Genomic DNA, 17,945 nt, shown 5'->3' with positions numbered 1-17,945 from the left:
ATTATGTTGTGAATGAGTATATGCTGAATATTTATAGATATTATAAGATAGCGTATAATTGCGATTTTTTAAGCTCAAAGATTTTCCAATCTGGCGTTGCTAAGGTCTCTGCTTGGTACAATGGGCTCTACTTTAACAGTGACTAGAAAGGTTTTGAAGTCAGTTGTGAAGGTTGATCTTAAATAAAAAGCGTTAACTTGTTGAAAGCAATGACTTAGTTTCTGTTATAAAAAGGTTTTTATATATGGAATTTGAAAAAAGGGAAGAAGTCTGGAGGAGTTTTTTAAAAACTTGGCCTGAAAGTCGGGTTTTAAAAATGACTTTGGAAGAGTATGTCTCTACTGGAGATAAGGAAACATTTACCTATTGGCTTGAGACTAAGACAAGATGTTTGGGATCAATAAAAGGTGGTTCTTCAGAAAAGTTTGGGATTTATAAAAGAGCTGATGGCAATAGTTTAAATAATAGGGCGGGCTTTTATAATGATCCTATATACACATGGAACCTCAAATATGGACCTGATTCAAAATCCGCATTTAAAAGCGTTAAAAATAATATAATTAGTGTTATTGATGCTATTAAGAAGGGAGATCTAAGTTCCATCGAAGAAATAGATTTGGCACCAACATTAAAATGGAAGATTGCATTCATTTACCAAGATAGAAATTATCCAAAGATTCTAAATATATATAAAGACACAGTTCTTCGACGATCAGTTAGAGATAATAGCGCTAGTTTTTCAAAGATTTATACTGAATTGCTTAGAAGGAAGCCTGCCGACGTCAGTATCTTAAGGTACGGGTTTGATGTTTGGGATGGAAATAAAGATGCTAGTGCGGAAGATATATTAGAGTTCATAAGAAAAATGGACATTAGAGAGCTAGAAGATTTTTCGCCAGCAAGAAAGCAAGATTTATTTTATCTTACTAAATGGGCTTTTGATAATAAATTAGATATATTTTCCAGTAGTGTTGAGGACGAATTTAAAATTGGCCGATGGTCGTCTTCTAATAATGAGCCTCAGTTTTTATTTAAAAGAGTAAGTTATAAAAAGAAGTCGATTAAAGTTGATGGTGAAAAATTTAGCCTCAGTTTATTGAACAATTTCGAGCATGAGTTGCAAGGGTTTTTAGAACGGCATAGTGTTAGTAGAGCTGGCTATTGGCCTGTCGATTATATTGAAGAAGATAGCTTTAACTCAGAGGTTGAAATAGTTTCTGACAATGAATTAAAAGGGGTAGATACGTTGAATAGCATATTTTATGGCCCCCCTGGGACGGGAAAAACGTTTCACACGATTGAAGCTGCCGTGAAGGCCGCTGAACCTACATTCAAATGGGAACGTAGAGCAGAGCTTAAACAGGAATTTGATCGCTTAGTGAATGAGCGGCGTATCCGTTTTGTGACTTTCCATCAAAGCTACGGTTATGAGGAATTTGTAGAAGGGCTAAAAGCAAAAACTGAAGATGGCACTATTACGTATTCAGTTGAGCCAGGTGTTTTTCGTCAAATGTGTTCAGACGCAGAACAATATCAGGCGGAATCCCCTGCAGGTCAAACTTATAACTTTGAAACCTGCTGGCAAGCTTTTGTTGAGCATCTAGCGAATGAAGACTTTATTGAAATACCAATGGCAAAAACCTCTTTTCGCGTTGTGGATTTCAATGAGAATCGAATCTTTTTTGAAAAGAGCAACGGAAAAACAGACCATACATTAAGCATCAATACGTTGCGCGCTATTTTTAATGGTTCAAGAACCTACACAACTGGCTTAGGTGTCTATTACCGACCTTTAGTAAGCTTTCTGAGAGAATTGGGTGGCACAGATGAAGCGCCAGCAACAAAGCGAAAGAACTTTGTTCTTGTCATTGATGAGATTAATCGTGGCAACATTTCGAAGATATTTGGAGAGTTAATTACTCTCATTGAGTTATCTAAGCGTAAAGGTCAGCTAGAGGCACTAGAGCTAACTTTACCTTACTCAGGAGACTGCTTTTCGGTACCAGATAATCTTTATATTATCGGTACAATGAATACTGCAGACCGCTCATTAACAATGATTGATACGGCTTTACGTCGCCGTTTTGAATTTATCGAAATGATGCCAAAGCCAGAGCTTCTTGATAGTGTGGTCGTCAAAGGGGTAAATTTATCAAAGTTATTGGGTACACTGAATCAGCGTATTGAAGTGCTGTACGATCGTGAGCATACATTGGGACATGCTTTCTTTATGAATGTGAAGAAATGCCTTGATGAAAGCGACTATGATGCGGCATTCGAAGAGTTGGTCCACGCATTTCAAAATAAGATCATTCCATTACTGCAAGAATACTTTTTTGATGATTGGAACAAAATTCGCCTAGTTCTAGGGGATAATCAAAAAAATGAAAGTTTTCAGCTCATATTAGAAAAGCCAGTTAGCAACCTATCCTTGCTATTTGGTCAAGATCATAATATTGACCCTTATGATGAAGGCGTTATTCAATATCATTTGCGAGGGGGTAAGGAAGCCGTGTGGCGGGAACCAATGACTTACATTTGCATGTATAGTTCAACGATACCAGAGCAATCGCACAGTGAATCCGATAATAAGTTGGAAGAATAGAGCATGAAAGTTTCAACGCTTTCAGTTCTTGAGTTTGGGTACTTAGTTAAGGAAGAAGATCAACTTAAAGTACCCAACGCAACTGCATTAAAGTCTTCTGATTTTGAATACTTGGAACAGCGATGTCTATTGCCTGATAGTGGCGCTCCGTATGGAAAGGCCTTTCAGTTTAAGTTACATAGAAAGTGCCGAGTATTACAGGCTCAAAATTACGTTGGTTTACTGTATCTACCTTCTGGTCAATCAATAGAGATTTTGCCGAAAACCGGTAATCATGATGATGTGCCGCATGCGCGACAAACTCTATTGATGATGCTGCAATCCTTGCGTGAGTTTCGACACATTGAGCTTGAGACAGCTGATATAGATGTCCTGAAGCTACCACTGATTGAAGTATTGATTCGTCGATTTTTGAAGACAGTGAATCAAGTGGTTAAACAAGGGCTCAGACGTGACTACGTCCCTAAGCAGGAAAATCTGACGACCAAGCGTGGCAAACTCAAGATTGGGCTTCAGGTAAAGCATAATTTTGTTGAAAAACAGCGTTTTTACTGTGAATACGATGAGTATTTACCCGATATACCTGTGAATAGGGTAATCAAAGCAGCCATGCTGCAGGTTCAGCGTTACAGCAAGGATGCCCGTAATCAAAAGCTATTGCGAGAATTACTGTTCCACTTTGACGATATTCCGAGTAGCAATCAACCAGCATTAGATTTTGCCAGAATCAAATTTGATCGAGGTATGGGCTACTATAGGCCAGCGATATCCTGGTCTGGGTTAATATTAAATAATTTATCGCCAGTGAGCATGAGTGGTCGTTCTCAGGCGCCATCGTTACTGTTTCCAATGGAGTCCGTCTTCGAAAGTTACGTGGCAATGGTCTTGCGTAGGCAGCTTCAACCCGGTTCAATCTTAAAAACGCAAGCCGCTTCGAAGTCATTAGTGACATTTGATAAAAGTAAGCATTTCACACTGAAACCAGATTTACTGCTCACTTTAAATGATGGGCAGCAATGTGTTTTAGACACCAAGTGGAAGCGACTTGATCTCAATGAATACAATTTTGGTTTATCGCAGAGTGACTTCTACCAGATGTTCGCCTATGGCCATAAGTACCTCAATGGTGAAGGGGAATTGGTATTGATATATCCGGCACATGCTGGCTTTTCGAGTCCAATAGAGCATAGCTTCGATTTCAGCTCACATTTGAAGCTTTATGTAGTACCGTTTGAAATTAACCCAAATAATCAAAACCGATTGATTCTTCACCAAAATATAAGTTTCAAAATACTTAGATCTGTTGCTTAGCCGACAGCCCGACATGTGAGAAAATACATTTATACAAGATTTATGATCGAGCTAAGCAGTAACAAACATATAACGTAACACTAGGAAGGCTTACTAATGAACAAGCAACAACTGGCCGCCAAAATCTGGGAATCAGCCAACCAGATGCGCTCAAAAATCGAAGCTAACGAATACAAAGATTACATATTAGGTTTCATTTTTTACAAGTACCTGAGCGACCAATTAGTACAGTTTGTTACCAAAGAGGGCATGACACCTGAAGACATTAAAGCCCTCAACGAAGAAGACGCGGACACGGTCAAGTACATTCAAGACAATCTAGGCTATTTCATCGCTTACGATAATTTGTTTTCTACTTGGGTAGACCCAAAACACGACTTTGACGAGTCTAACGTGCACGATGCGCTATCCGCCTTTAGCCGTTTGATTTCGCCTACCTACAAAAAATTGTTTGAAGGTATTTTCACCACACTCGAAACGGGTCTTAGCAAACTGGGTGAAAGCGCGGGTAAGCGCACAAAAGCCATTAGTGACCTACTGCATTTAATCAAAAGTATCCCAATGAACGGTAAGCAAGGCTATGACGTACTGGGTTACATCTATGAATACCTGATTGAAAAATTTGCCGCTAATGCCGGTAAAAAAGCCGGTGAGTTCTACACGCCGCATGAAGTCTCGGTACTGATGTCGCACATCATCGCCCACGAATTAAAACACAAAGACACCATCGAGATTTACGACCCAACGTCGGGCTCGGGTTCGTTACTGATTAATATTGGTGAAGCGGTCGAAAAATACGCCAAAAGCAAAGACAGCATTACCTATTATGCCCAAGAGCTGAAAGCCAATACCTATAACTTGACCCGTATGAACCTCATCATGCGCGGTATTAAAGCCAGCAATATCAAAACCCGTAACGGTGACACATTAGAAGACGATTGGCCATACTTTGATGAAAACGATCCGCAAGGGTCTTATCATGCGCTGTATGTGGATGCGGTCGTTTCTAACCCGCCTTACTCGCAACCATGGGACACAAGTTTTAAAGACAGCGACCCACGTTATTCGCGTTTTGGTCTTGCGCCCAAAACCAAAGCCGACTTTGCCTTTTTGCTGCATGATCTTTATCATCTAAAACCCGATGGCATTATGACCATTGTCTTGCCCCATGGCGTGTTGTTCCGTGGCGGTGAAGAAGGCGAAATTCGCAAGCAACTGATTGAGCAAAACCACATTGATGCCATTATCGGCTTACCTTCTAATATCTTTTTTGGTACTGGTATTCCTACCGTTATTTTGGTGCTCAAACAAAAAAGGCAAAATACCGATGTACTAATTGTGGATGCCTCCAAGCACTATGTTAAAGAAGGCAAAAATAACAAACTGCAAGCCAGTGACATCAAGCGCATTGTTGATGCGGTCATTAACCGCGACAGCATCGAAAAATTCTCGCAAGTAGTCAGCAAACAAACCCTGCACGACAACGGCTACAACTTAAACATACCGCGTTATGTCGACTCGTCACCAGCGGCTGAAAGCTGGGATTTACACGCCACTATGCTAGGCGGCATCCCCAATAGCGAAATTGCGCAGTTACACCAATATTGGCAAGCATTCCCGCAATTGCATGATGGGCTGTTTGTGGCCAAGTCTGCCGCCTACAGTGAATTAGCCATTGCCAAACGAGACGTTAATGCAACCATTACCCAGCACTCACAAGTGGTAGAGTTTGTCACTGCCTACAACCAGGCGTTTGATGGCGGCAGTCATGGTGTTAGTGGCAACAGCAGCTTTGATGGCTACTTACACACTAGCCTGATTCAAGGCTGGCAAGCCGTTAACCGTAACCAGCAAGAGCCTGAATTAAGCACCGAGCTTTTCACACGCTTAGCGCCCATTGCCCTTATCGACAAATACCTAGCCTATCAATTTTTAAATAACCAATGGCAGGTTATCAATGCTGATTTAGAAATGATGCAAACCGAGGGGTTCACTGCCACGAAACTAGTTGACCCAAATATTGTGGTCAAAAAGATCAAGGGCAAAGACACCGAAGTACAGGATGGCTGGAAAGGCCACATCATGCCCTTTGATTTAGTACAACAAACCTACTTGAGCGATGACCTAGCGGCTCTGGCAAAACAAGAAAACCGCCTTGTCGAAATCGCCAGCGCGCTTGAGGAAATACTCGAATCGTTAAGCGAAGAAGACAAAGAACAAGACACCGTAAAAGAAAGTAAAGACGCCTTTGCCAATGCCGAAGTCGCCAAGGCGGCGAAAGCTTTCCTAAAAGAGCAAAAAGAGACCAAAACTAAGTTCTCAGCCGACAGCCCTGAGCCAGAGGAAAGTTATAAAGCAAAAATCATTAAGGCTAATAAACTCATCGATGAAGAAAAAGCTCTGAAAAAAGCGGTCAAAGTAGCACAAATCGCACTGCACTTAAAAACGAAAACCACCATCGAAGGTTTAACCGACGAGCAAGTGAACGAATTACTGCGCTTAAAATGGATCGCGCCATTAAGCCAAGAGCTTGCCGCCATGCCAAGCGCCGTGATTACTCAGCTCACCAGCCAAGTACAAGCCCTTGCCGATAAATACGCGGTGACCTATTCGCAAGTGGCGAATGAGATTAAAAGTACGGAGATTGAGCTGGCAGACATGATGGGCGAACTTACGGGCAATGAGTTTGATCTGCAAGGTTTGGCTGAACTGACTAGCTTATTGAAGGGCGCATAAGATGAGTATGGAAAAGAATGTGCCTGAAATTCGCTTTAATGGGTTTAGTGGGGAGTGGCGAAGGAGAATTTTGGGGCGCCTCTGCGATATTGGAGATATAGACCATCGAATGCCGGAATCTAAAGCAACGGGTATTCCCTACCTAATGACTGGTGACTTCTATGGAATTAACGGGCTTGATTTTAAAAGTGCCAAGTTGATATCAATTGAAGATTACGAGCAATTATCAAAAAAAATAAAACCTGAATTTGGCGATATAATATTTGCTCGTTATGCGTCAGTTGGGTCTGTGAGATATGTTGAAACAAAAATTAGATTCTTAATTTCTTATTCTTGTGCAATTCTAAAAACGAAGAACACCTCTTATGGCAAATATTTGTTCTATTTTTTTCAAACAACCAGAGCCAAAGAACTAATTGAATTAGATATAAATACAGGATCTCAAAGAAATATTGGCACTGACTCACTTAAAAAGTTGGCGGTTTCTTTACCAAAACCTAAAGAACAAACCCAAATCGGCAACACCTTCCAAAAACTCGATAACCTAATCAACCAACACCAACAAAAGCATGACAAGCTCAGCAGTATTAAAAAAGCCATGCTGGAACGCATGTTCCCCAAACAAGGCGAAACCATCCCCGAAATTCGCTTTAAAGGGTTTAGTGGAGAGTGGGTGGAAATGTCCTTTAGGTCATGCTTTGCCAATGTACCAAACAATACTCTTTCTAGGGCAGAACTAAACTACCAATCAGGAATAGCAAAAAATATTCATTATGGAGACGTATTAATTAAGTTTGGTGAGACTCTTGATGCTGAGAGTGAACTGATACCATTTATTACAAATAATGATGTATCTAATAAACTAAAACATACTGCTTTACAGGATGGCGACATAGTTATTGCTGATGCGGCTGAGGATAATACTGTTGGCAAATGTTTAGAATTATTCAATGTAGGTGAGTTTTTGGTTTTTTCTGGATTACACACGATTGCAGTAAGGCCTATTTTACCCTTTGCATCAAAATATCTAGGCTACTATTTGAACTCAGTCTCATTCCACGATCAGCTTTTATCGTTGATGCAAGGTACAAAAGTACTATCAATATCAAAAACTGCAATACAGAATACCTATGTAGTATTTCCAAAAATGGTGGAAGAACAAGCAGCAATAGGTGGGTACTTTCAAAAACTAGATGAACTTATCAATCAACACCAACAACAAATCATTAAACTCAATAACATTAAGCAGGCCTGCTTGAGCAAAATGTTTGTTTAGCAGGGAGCACAACCATGACAACGTTTAAAACCGAAGCGCAATTTGAGCAGGCCTTTATTGAGGTGCTTACCCACAAGGGCTGGGAAAGTGAGATACTTAAAAACAAAACCGAAGCGGATTTACTACAAAACTGGGCGAACATTTTATTTGAAAACAATCGCCAGCAAGACCGTTTAAACGACGTGCCACTGACGGCAACGGAAATGCAGCAGATTATTGAGCAGATCAAAGAGCTAAAAACACCGCTTAAACTCAATGGGTTAATTAACGGCAAAACGGTAGCCATTAAGCGCGATAACCCCGCCGATGCCTTACATCTTGGCAAAGAAGTCAGCCTAAAAATCTATGATCGCCAAGAAATTGCTGCTGGTCAAAGCCGTTACCAAATTGTGCAACAGCCGAAATTTGAACGCGGTAGCCCACTGCGTAATGACAGACGTGGTGATGTGCTGTTACTGATTAACGGTATGCCGGTTATTCATGTGGAGCTAAAGCGCAGCGGCATACCGGTAAGCCAAGCGGTTAACCAGATCGAAAAGTATTCCAAAGAAGGTATTTTTAGTGGCCTATTTTCACTGATCCAAGTGTTTGTCGCTATGGAGCCAGACGAGGCCAAATACTTTGCTAATCCCGGCTCTTATTCAGGGAGCGATGGCAAATTTAACCCAGACTACCAATTCAATTGGGCCGATTTCAATAACGAGCCCATGAACCATTGGAAAGATATTGCCTCGACGTTGTTATCCATCCCCATGGCGCACCAGTTAATTGGCTTTTACACTGTTGCCGATGATACTGATGGTGTGCTTAAAGTGATGCGCAGTTATCAGTATTACGCCGCCAATGCGATATCGGATAAGGTAGCCAAAACCAACTGGCAGCAATTGGGTAGCGCTGCTAATAACCCAGACCGCTTGGGCGGCTATGTGTGGCATACCACGGGTTCAGGCAAAACCATGACCAGCTTTAAATCAGCACAGCTCATTGCCCAATCGAAAGATGCCGATAAAGTCATTTTTTTGATGGATCGCATCGAGCTGGGCACCCAGTCGCTGGCGGAATACCGTAATTTTGCAGGCGATGGTGAAGATGTACAAGCCACCGAAAATACCCATGTATTGGTAACCAAGTTAAAAAGCACGTCACCTGCCGACACCCTGATTGTTAGCTCTATTCAAAAAATGAGTAATATTTTTGAGGCGATGGATGACGAGGGGGTAGCCACCAATAGTGCCGATATTGAAAAAATCCGCGCTAAACGCTTGGTATTTATTATTGATGAGGCGCATCGTTCAACCTTTGGTGACATGCTAATTGTTATTAAACGTACTTTTCCTCGTGCCTTGTTTTTTGGTTTTACTGGCACGCCGATCCAAGAAGAAAATGAAAAAAACGGTAATACTACCAGTACCGTATTTGGCAATGAGTTGCACCGCTACAGCATAGCTGATGGTATTCGAGATGGTAACGTACTCGGCTTTGATCCCTATAAAGTGCCTACTTTTAGAGACAGCGACCTAAAACAAGCCGTTGCCCTAGAGCAAGCTAAGGCGGGATCTGTAGCGGAAGCAATGGATAATCCCGCCAAAAAGAAAAAATTTAATTATTTTATGAATGAAGTGCCTATGGCTGGCTACAAAGACGCCACAGGTAAATACCACAAAGGTATTGAAGATTATGTGCCAAAAAGTCAGTACCTAAGCGAGACTCACCAAACCAAAGTGGTAGAAGATATTCTGCATAAATGGAATGTGCTAAGCCAAGGCAATAAGTTTCATGCGATTTTGGCGACTAACAGTATTGCTGAAGCCATTGATTATTACCGTCTGTTAAAGGCTGCTAAGCCTGATTTAAAAGTATCAGCGCTATTTGACCCCAACATTGATAATGACGGCAGTGGCGACCGTGGGCCAACGTTTAAAGGTGATGGTCTGGATGAAATTATGCGTGACTATAATTCGCGTTATGGCCACGATTTTGATTTTTCCCGTCATGCAGCATTTAAGAAAGACCTAGCTGCACGCCTTGCTCACAAAAAACCTTATGAGCGCATTCATACCGATCCTACAAAACAGTTGGATCTATTGATTGCGGTTGATCAAATGCTCACCGGTTTTGACTCCAAGTGGCTGAATGTCTTGTATTTAGATAAGGTAATAAGATACCAAAATATCATCCAAGCCTTCTCTCGTACCAATCGATTGTTTGGCCCCGATAAGCCTCATGGTGTTATCCGTTACTATCGTTACCCGCATACGATGGAGCAACATATTAACGATGCAGTAAAACTATACTCTGGCGACAGACCCATAGGGTTATTTGTTGATAGGCTAGAAAGTAACTTAGAAGCAATGAATGAACTATTCGGTGATATTACCGAGTTGTTCATCAGTGCCGGTGTGGCAAATTTTGAAAAACTGCCAGAAGATGTTGAGGCGTGCGCAAAGTTTGCTGAACTATTTAAAGTATTTAACCAGCATCTAGAAGCCGCGAAGGTACAAGGTTTACATTGGGAGCAGTCGGTCTATACATTCACGACGGACGCTTCAACAGGCGAAAATGAGACTGAGCATGAGGTGACTCTGGCCATTAATGAACAAACCTACCTGAGTCTTGCGCTGCGTTATAAAGAGCTCGCATCAAAAGGTGATGGTGGTGGTGCGGGTGGCGGCGATGTGCCTTTTGATATTAGTGGCTATTTGACGGAAATTGATACTGGAAAGATTGATGCCGACTATATGAATAGTCGTTTTGATAAATATTTAAAAGAGCTAAATCAGCATAATGATCAAGCCAGCATTGAACTTACGCTCAACGAACTGCACAAGTCATTTTCTTCACTAACGCAAGTTGAACAAAAATACGCCAAGCTTTTCTTACATGATTTACAGCGTGGTGATGCAAAGTTAATAGAAGGCCATACTTTCAGAGATTACATCAACACCTACAAAGACAATGCTGAAAATGCCCAGATTAATGCCATTGTTAATGCGCTAGGTTTAGATAAAAGCCTGCTTGTAAGCTTATTAAACGATAGTGTTAATGAGAAAAACCTTAACAATTTCGGTCGCTTTGATGCGCTTAAAGACACTGTTGATAAGGCAAAAGCCAAAGTTTATTTTGAAAAACTAGATGGCCTAAGCATTCAACCCTTTAAGCTCAATATTCGCATCGATCAGTTTTTAAAGCAGTTTATTTTTGCTCAGTTAGATGAGATAGAAGATACTGAAGAAATTGTTTTGAGTATGGTTGCAGAAAAAGAATCTACGATGTCAGAAAAAGAGATTTATGACAAAAAAATACGAAAATATGTAATAGATAAAGATGGAAACGGAGTATATGAAGTATGACAACGGACTTGCATTCAGTAAATATTAGTAAAGAAGCCCTCTTTGATATGATCTTGGCAGGACTTGAAGCTTATTCGATAAAGCATGATGGCCAAGATATCGTTGCTATCGAGACTTTTGCGCATATGTGGGGAAGAGTTAATAAAAACTTACCCTTTAAATGCTATGTTGATCATCTAACACCGGAAACATCTGCAACTCGGACGAGAGGCTCCGTTGCCGCATTTGAAATTTCATTGGAGCTCAAAAAAGATATTGCTGCCGTTTTTGGTAAAGGCTTTGAATATATTGGCACAATGCATTCACACCCTTACCTTAAGATTGAAGAAGAAGAGGGGATTGTTTACGAGTATGATGCAAAATCTATTCGTAAGAAAAAGTTTTACCAATGTTCAGATGGTGATCATGAGTCTGAGTTTACAAGCTCAACTGTCACGGTTGGCAAGCGCGAATACAGTGTCGCGATTATTTTAACGGTACATGCGATGGATAGGGCCAGGGATGAGCTCGATGGTGTAATTGATGAACAAGTTTTTGAGTTTTCGTTGGGGAATTTAAAAATGTGGCTTTTCGCACAGGTTTTCGAGCATGTTCATAATGATGACCTAACTGATCAAGATGCCTTTGAATTTGGAAAGTTTAAACTTGATATTAATGAATTTGAAGATGAGTTTACTTTTCCAATCCCTGTATCGACTCAATTAAATTGCGAAGCCTTAGGCACATCAGGTTTTTTATTTGAAGGATTTGGGCGTTTAAAAATAAGCGATAAGGATTCTCTATACACAAATAAGAGACAAGCAGAGAAGCGATTCTGGCATAATATTTAGCTTGTAAAAAATCAACTCAAAGTGTGAGCTTCACTTTGTCTCTTGGCTTGATTTACTAATCCATAACCTCAATCACGCTGGTACCGTAACAGGTACTTTCATATATGAAGTATCTTTGCTTGATCTGATACTCTGAGCACTTAAAGGAAATTAAAATGAGTACAACTGCAACATCACGTATCTTAACGAAATATGGCATCCTAATTGAAGATATCTATGGAGATGTAGACCAATTAGGAAGGGTCCCTCATGCAATTCCAGATGAGACCTTTAAACAGTGGAAAGTGCGCTTATTTGGTGAAAATTTACCTGATATGGCTATATATGTACCTTGGATTCCTACTCAGCAAACACGAATGTCAACTTTAAAAGACATGTGTGCAAGTGAGTACATCCTACGAGCCATGAAAGAATATCGTGCGCTATCAAAAGAAGAAGCTGAGTCGGTATCTCAAGATGCTAAAAAGCAAATTAAAGAAGCTAAAAGTCAGATAAAGGATGCGAAGGCTTCTAAAGAAGTTTTAGAAGCTCAGCTTGCTGAAAAAGATAAAGAGCTGAATGCTATGTACATGGTTCCAATGGAGGTATTGGAAGATCTTGTTGTTCAAATGGGTGATGATATTCAGCCTTCAGTTAAAGAATTTATGGATCGCCACTTAAGAGAAGATCATGAAGAAGTCGATACTAAGAAACTGTTAGCACAGTTGTTAAACCTGTATAACCGTGCTGTTGCTCAATATCGAAAAATTGATCCTGATCTTAAATAAGTGACCTCTAATCACTCATCTACTATCTCCGTCACGCTGGCGCCGTAATAGGTGTCAGCGTCGACGAAGTGCCTTAGCTTGATCTGATATTCTGGCATCTAACTGTCATATTAGGGGCTGTGCAGTTCATCTTCGATTTATCACCAGCCGATTCTGTGATCACAATTTGGTGATTTAATAAATCATTTTCTAATGTAGTGGACGGGATTTTAAGTGCTTCTGGCGTTCCGCTACCTTGTGTATTTCCCAAACTGGTTACGTTTTTAGTTGATGTTTATTTAGTTAGAACGTAAGCTAATGGTTACAAAGATAGTTAACGTTTTTCTTTTATTTCAATAACTTAGGGCGACATGTTTTGTCGTTCTGCACTGCTATAGTTGTCCCTGTTGAACGTCAAACATGAGGACACTTCTATGATTATCCATTCTCACAATTTACGCTTTTTTCCAGATTCAAACTCAGTTCACCGTATGGGTAAGATCGCGCCGGACTTCTATATTCCCCGTGTGAAGTATGTGTACGAGCTTGATTTGTACACCTTTGATGAGTGCAGTGATCACGGTAATTATTTATTGGGCAGAGCGGTACAGGGCCTTAAAAACGCCATAGTCGATGCTTTGGAGGAGCGAGTCTATAACGAGGCTAACTTGGCAGCTACTTTTTGGGTATCGCGTCAGCGTGTATCGGATTCAATCGCGACGGATCCGATCTACATTGCTTCAGTGGAGGACCTAGAAGAGTGGATTGACTTTGAGGAACTAGCAGAGCGCTATGAAGAATGTTTTAGTTTAGAGGATTTAATCAACGAGACTGGGTTTATGCGTTCTGTCAATGTGTATATTTGGCGGGAAAGCACCTTCAAAGTCGAGCCATTGCTTCACGTTGAGAACAGCCAAATCTGGTATCCAGATCAACAGCAGAAGTGGTTCCTATGGGATAACGGTGAAAGAGTTGAGTGCGGTAGTTTTAGTTGCTTCGATGAGAAAGGTGGCAAGGTGAAACTTTCTCGTAAGAACATTTTGAAAGATGGCGACCGTACCATGGTGGAGTACGGTGGTGAGCAGCACGCGCAAGCAGAGCTCTTTTATTTACTAGAGCATATGCTGGCTAAGATCGTTGGTCATCGCTCGGATTGTATCAGCGTTAAATCGATTAAGTTTGAGCTGCATGATAAGCCAGGCGAAAAGAAAGAGCCGCTAAAGGCTGTGCCGAGGTCGTCTGAAGAGTGGGTGCCTCGCAAGATCAATCGTAATCCATCACGTAAGTCTAAGAAGTAGGGAGACTGACTATGGCTATCTTACGTGAACACATAGCAGCCCGCGGCAAGCGATTAGCAGAGCTTGTCGATAAGCAAACTCAAGATGGGGCATTCTATCTAGAGGACTCAGCACTGATTTGGGACATTACAAACCCAATCAAAGAGAAGCTGCTTATCATGCCATATTTACCGATTCAAGAGGGCATCGTCATTAAGCGCAGAAAGCTTAATGACGAGCGTTGGCAGGAAGTCGAGCAGGACGCAGGCCTGCCATTGCTCACTTGGGCTCAGACCTGTCCGATATTGGCTGAGGTCGTACGTTTTTTGCCGGAGGACGCAAAGAAGATGGCGCTGTTGGTTCGCTACCTTCAGATCTCGATGCTGAATACTTGCCTTCAATCTGATGCGTTCAAACAGCTGTGTGAGTCAGATTTTAATTTGGCTTGGCTTTTCTTGGGCTGTGCTCAAAAGGCGCAACTGACCGAAAAGGACATTGAACATTGGCTGACACGGCCGCGTTTAGATTTGTTAGAGCTGGTCGCTGGGCATCGACAGAAATGGATGCTGAAGTGGCTACGTAAAGTGACAGCCAGTATTGGAGATGTGCACGAATGGGAGCGCTTACAGAAATGGATTCGTGATCCGCAGCAAGTCGCTTATTTAAACGGCTTTGAGGCCGTCAGTGTGTCATTTTTGCAGATCATGACGTTGTTGGATTTGCCGATTGATATTCGCAAATGGCGTGATGACTTGGAAACACTTAAACCACTGTCTGGCAAAGATGTACGCAGTTGGCTTTGGCAAGTGAGAGAAACGGCAGAAGATGTTCAGCGCATGGGCAAGGCGTTAGGTATTCCAGCTTATAGTCATTTTGATAACGTGCATTCGTTTGCAGGTTTAAAACGTCGCCATGATAAATGGATGAAGCGATTGCTTTTGTTATTACCGGAAGAGGAAGGTTTAAGGGGCGTGTTTCCCATGCCTCCGTTTGAGGGCACAGAGACTATCCAACCGATTTTGACGTTTATGTCGTTGTGCAAGGAGGGGCAACGTATGAGGCATTGTGTCTCTAGTTATCGTGAAAATATTGAGCAGGGCGAAAGCTATATTTATCGTTTCCTAGGTGCACAGCGTGCCACGGTTGAGCTGATATGTTCAAAGGGAGGGTGGAGTCTTGGGCAGATCAAAGGGCATCATAATACTGAGCCCACTGCAGAAACGTTAAGTGACATTCAAGCCTGGTTCGACCAGTACGAAGGTTCGAAAGTGTCCTATCTAGAGCGTCGACGCTCTTTGTCTGCTCGGCCCAATGATGTGTTTTTTCCGTTGCCTCCATTCGTCACCGAATCGCCACTTATTGCGCTTGAGAGTGAACAAATGTACGAGCGAGAGCAGCGCTACATGAATGGACAAATCCAAAGCACTGTGGAGCAAATACACAAAGGCGAGCGGTATGTCTTTCGAGTAGAGCGCCCTGAGGCTGAGCGAGTCATTGAGTTTGAATGTGCGGCTAATGGCCAGTGGCAAGTCGTAAATGTGGCGTGTCGTGAGGTTGCTCGCAACCAAAATGATGTGGATCTATTGGATTGGTGGCTTGCTATGAGCGACATACCTGAAGGTTGGTCGGTATTGGAAGTAGGGGATGATCAATGAATACTAGTAATCAAAATAGCGTATTTGAATTGGTCGATGATACCACGCCCAAAATACTCTTGGTTGGCATTGGTGGCTGTGGGTGCAGTGCAGTGGAAGTGATGGGACAAACGGCCATCGCTTCAAAGGTCACGCTGGCTGCGGTTAATACCGATCAACGTGAGCTCAAGTTGACGCAAGTTTCGTTACAGGTTCCGATTGGAGACGTTATTACGAAAGGACTGGGTGCGGGCTCTATGCCGCATGTTGGGGAACAGTCTGCGCGAGAATCGCTGAATGCTCTGCAAGACATGATTCATGGATATGATCTGGTGATCACCATCAGTGGCGGTGGCGGTGGAACCGGTACAGGCGCGACACCCGTGGTATTAGAGCTGTGCGAACAGCTTAATGTGCCGACGATTGCGTTTGTCGTGCGTCCATTTGCATTTGAAGGAAAACGTCGCTTGCTGTTGGCAGACACGTTAATAGAGCGTTGCCGACAGTCTGCTGGCACGACTTTTGTTTTAGAAAATGCCAAGCTTCAACAAGCGCTAGGCCAGAATGCCAAACTTGATGATGCCCTCGATGCGGCAAATCAGTATATCAATGAATTGATATCTGGACTGTTGGCAATGGTGGACAGTGATGCGGTGGCTCGGATCGACTTCGCCCATTTCATCATGGTTCTATCTGGGCGAGGTGTGGGCTATGGTGCAGTGATTGAAGCGGGCAACTATGGCGATATCGTCGATAAACTGACCGATTTTCCTTTATTGCAAGGTATGCAGGATGCACATACTGAAGCCCATGTGATTATGCATATTTGGGCCCCTGAAAGCTTTACCTTGTCCGAATACTCGAACCTCAGCGAAGCACTGCATGGGCAGTTAAGCGGTAATTTGGATGTGTCTAGCGGGTTCAGTGTATGGGAAAAAACGAGTTTCAAAGTAGTGTTGTTTGTGAATCATACTGTGTAGCAGCTTAGCTTCTTATGTGGTGGAGCGTGCTGTTTTTTATGAATGACACAACACGCTCTGTTACTCATTTTCTTTGCTATCCTTCAACTAACGAACAACAACCGGCAGCGGACCAAACTGAATTTGGCTGCTTTACTTGCTGCTGAATTCTATTAACCCCCACACACCGCCCAGTCACTGCCGTCGGTCCAGACTGTTGCTTCTTGTTTTTCAATGTCTTGGTTTGTAGGGGTGGCGCCGAAGAAGGCGCCGTAGGTGGTTGACGGCGCGCGTCCATGAACGTTGATTTGGATGCGGTCTTTTTCCACCGCTGCGACGTGTCCAATGCTGTTTTGCCATGTGCACACTTGTGTGCCGACCGATTTAGGCTGTTTTAGGTTGTGTTCGAATCGTGCCTGACGAGACTGCGCTTCTTGCTCTACTTTCGATTGCTTTTGTTTGGCTTGTTGCTGGCTCTGTTTGATGTCTGCAATCAGTGACATAGCCTTTTGCTTCTAAAAATGCGGCTTGGCAGGCTTTCTATAGAGTTGGATCGAATGCACACCCAGTGCGATACCAACGCAGGTAATAATGGCGATAGAAAGCGATAGCGGCCAGAGCTCGACCATAATAGGTGACACCTGTGAGCAAATGGCACCAAACGCCAGTTGCAAGAACCCCATTAATCCTGCGGCTAAACCGCCATTACTGCCGACACCACCAATCGCCGCCGATTGATAAGACGGCTGACTGATGCCTCGACCAAGAGTGACTAAGCACATCGGTAGAAAAAGCGTTAGGTAGTGGGTATAGGTGATCATTGGGATCAACAGCAATAATAGTGCACCGAGTAACGCGATCCCGTTACCTAATCCAATGGCGCGATCTTCATTGACGTACTTTGTGACCCGTGTGCTTAAGAAGCCACCTAACATGAAGCACAGGGTGATGCTCATAAACCAATAGCCAAATAAATGACTTGATTGATCAAAGGTCGCGGTGATGTAAGGTGAAGCACTGACAAAAAAGTAGAAGCAGCAGGCAATCAACGTATTGGCAATGGCGTAGCTGCGAAACGAGGCGTCTTTAAGTAAAGTTTGATAGAGCGTTAAGGTGTCGCGAAAGGAAAACCGTTTTTTGGTCTCCGATGTTGCTTGTACATATCGTGTGGCCAGCAGAAACAATAAACCGCCAAGCACTCCGGTCATCACAAAAATATAC

12 protein-coding genes are annotated in these 17,945 nt (G+C 42.4%); 10 read left to right on the top strand and 2 right to left on the bottom strand.

Features of this window, described 5'->3' with window-relative positions; genetic code table 11:
- The first annotated feature begins 244 nt into the window (after positions 1-244).
- The 10 genes from IEZ33_RS20800 (at position 245) to IEZ33_RS20380 (ending at position 16,745) form a co-directional block, all read left to right on the top strand.
- Positions 245-2,605: an McrB family protein gene (locus tag IEZ33_RS20800; protein ID WP_240009719.1), complete on the top strand. Its 2,361-nt coding sequence runs from the start codon at positions 245-247 to the stop codon at positions 2,603-2,605.
- Between the two features lie 3 nt (positions 2,606-2,608).
- Positions 2,609-3,916 (top strand): McrC family protein, encoded by a 1,308-nt coding sequence (locus IEZ33_RS20420; protein WP_191603758.1) that lies wholly within the window; start codon positions 2,609-2,611, stop codon positions 3,914-3,916.
- A gap of 96 nt (positions 3,917-4,012) precedes the next feature.
- Complete coding sequence (locus IEZ33_RS20415) at positions 4,013-6,652, top strand: type I restriction-modification system subunit M (protein WP_191603757.1); 2,640 nt, start codon at positions 4,013-4,015, stop codon at positions 6,650-6,652.
- A gap of 1 nt (position 6,653) precedes the next feature.
- Positions 6,654-7,928, top strand: coding sequence for a restriction endonuclease subunit S (locus IEZ33_RS20410; RefSeq protein WP_191603756.1), 1,275 nt, complete (start codon positions 6,654-6,656; stop codon positions 7,926-7,928).
- A 14-nt stretch (positions 7,929-7,942) separates the two neighbouring features.
- Positions 7,943-11,278 carry a type I restriction endonuclease subunit R gene (locus IEZ33_RS20405; RefSeq protein ID WP_240009718.1) on the top strand — a complete coding sequence of 1,112 codons (3,336 nt, stop codon included), beginning with the start codon at positions 7,943-7,945 and terminating at the stop codon, positions 11,276-11,278.
- Complete coding sequence (locus IEZ33_RS20400; protein WP_191603755.1) at positions 11,275-12,108, top strand: hypothetical protein; 834 nt, start codon at positions 11,275-11,277, stop codon at positions 12,106-12,108. The genes IEZ33_RS20405 and IEZ33_RS20400 overlap by 4 nt, the downstream gene beginning before the upstream one ends.
- Before the next feature lie 155 nt (positions 12,109-12,263).
- Positions 12,264-12,875: a hypothetical protein gene (locus IEZ33_RS20395; protein WP_191603754.1), complete on the top strand. Its 612-nt coding sequence runs from the start codon at positions 12,264-12,266 to the stop codon at positions 12,873-12,875.
- A gap of 506 nt (positions 12,876-13,381) precedes the next feature.
- Positions 13,382-14,152, top strand: a complete 771-nt coding sequence (locus IEZ33_RS20390; protein WP_191603753.1) for a hypothetical protein — start codon at positions 13,382-13,384, stop codon at positions 14,150-14,152.
- Between the two features lie 11 nt (positions 14,153-14,163).
- Positions 14,164-15,786, top strand: a complete 1,623-nt coding sequence (locus IEZ33_RS20385; RefSeq protein ID WP_191603752.1) for a PcfJ domain-containing protein — start codon at positions 14,164-14,166, stop codon at positions 15,784-15,786.
- Positions 15,783-16,745 (top strand): FtsZ/tubulin family protein, encoded by a 963-nt coding sequence (locus IEZ33_RS20380; protein ID WP_191603751.1) that lies wholly within the window; start codon positions 15,783-15,785, stop codon positions 16,743-16,745. Before IEZ33_RS20385 ends, IEZ33_RS20380 begins: the two co-directional genes overlap by 4 nt.
- 152 nt (positions 16,746-16,897) lie before the next feature.
- Here the strand turns inward: IEZ33_RS20380 and IEZ33_RS20375 are convergent, their stop codons facing one another.
- Together IEZ33_RS20375 and IEZ33_RS20370 are read right to left on the bottom strand one after the other, a co-directional pair.
- Positions 16,898-17,227 (bottom strand): hypothetical protein, encoded by a 330-nt coding sequence (locus IEZ33_RS20375; RefSeq protein ID WP_191603750.1) that lies wholly within the window; start codon positions 17,225-17,227, stop codon positions 16,898-16,900.
- A gap of 12 nt (positions 17,228-17,239) precedes the next feature.
- Positions 17,240-17,941, bottom strand: coding sequence for an MFS transporter (locus tag IEZ33_RS20370; RefSeq protein ID WP_275672821.1), 702 nt, complete (start codon positions 17,939-17,941; stop codon positions 17,240-17,242).
- Positions 17,942-17,945: the final 4 nt, after the last annotated feature.

Source organism: Marinomonas algicola (genome assembly GCF_014805825.1).
Lineage (GTDB): Bacteria > Pseudomonadota > Gammaproteobacteria > Pseudomonadales > Marinomonadaceae > Marinomonas > Marinomonas algicola.
Note: the sequence above shows the minus strand (reverse complement) of the source record. Positions and strands in the feature narration are given on the sequence as shown.

Coding starts and splice junctions, on each gene's coding strand:
- IEZ33_RS20420 (WP_191603758.1), top strand. CDS start 2,609: ATGAAAGTTTCAACGCTTTCAGTTCTTGAGTTTGGGTACTTAGTTAAG.
- IEZ33_RS20395 (WP_191603754.1), top strand. CDS start 12,264: ATGAGTACAACTGCAACATCACGTATCTTAACGAAATATGGCATCCTA.
- IEZ33_RS20385 (WP_191603752.1), top strand. CDS start 14,164: ATGGCTATCTTACGTGAACACATAGCAGCCCGCGGCAAGCGATTAGCA.
- IEZ33_RS20375 (WP_191603750.1), bottom strand. CDS start 17,227: ATGTCACTGATTGCAGACATCAAACAGAGCCAGCAACAAGCCAAACAA.
- IEZ33_RS20800 (WP_240009719.1), top strand. CDS start 245: ATGGAATTTGAAAAAAGGGAAGAAGTCTGGAGGAGTTTTTTAAAAACT.
- IEZ33_RS20380 (WP_191603751.1), top strand. CDS start 15,783: ATGAATACTAGTAATCAAAATAGCGTATTTGAATTGGTCGATGATACC.
- IEZ33_RS20405 (WP_240009718.1), top strand. CDS start 7,943: ATGACAACGTTTAAAACCGAAGCGCAATTTGAGCAGGCCTTTATTGAG.
- IEZ33_RS20410 (WP_191603756.1), top strand. CDS start 6,654: ATGAGTATGGAAAAGAATGTGCCTGAAATTCGCTTTAATGGGTTTAGT.
- IEZ33_RS20400 (WP_191603755.1), top strand. CDS start 11,275: ATGACAACGGACTTGCATTCAGTAAATATTAGTAAAGAAGCCCTCTTT.
- IEZ33_RS20415 (WP_191603757.1), top strand. CDS start 4,013: ATGAACAAGCAACAACTGGCCGCCAAAATCTGGGAATCAGCCAACCAG.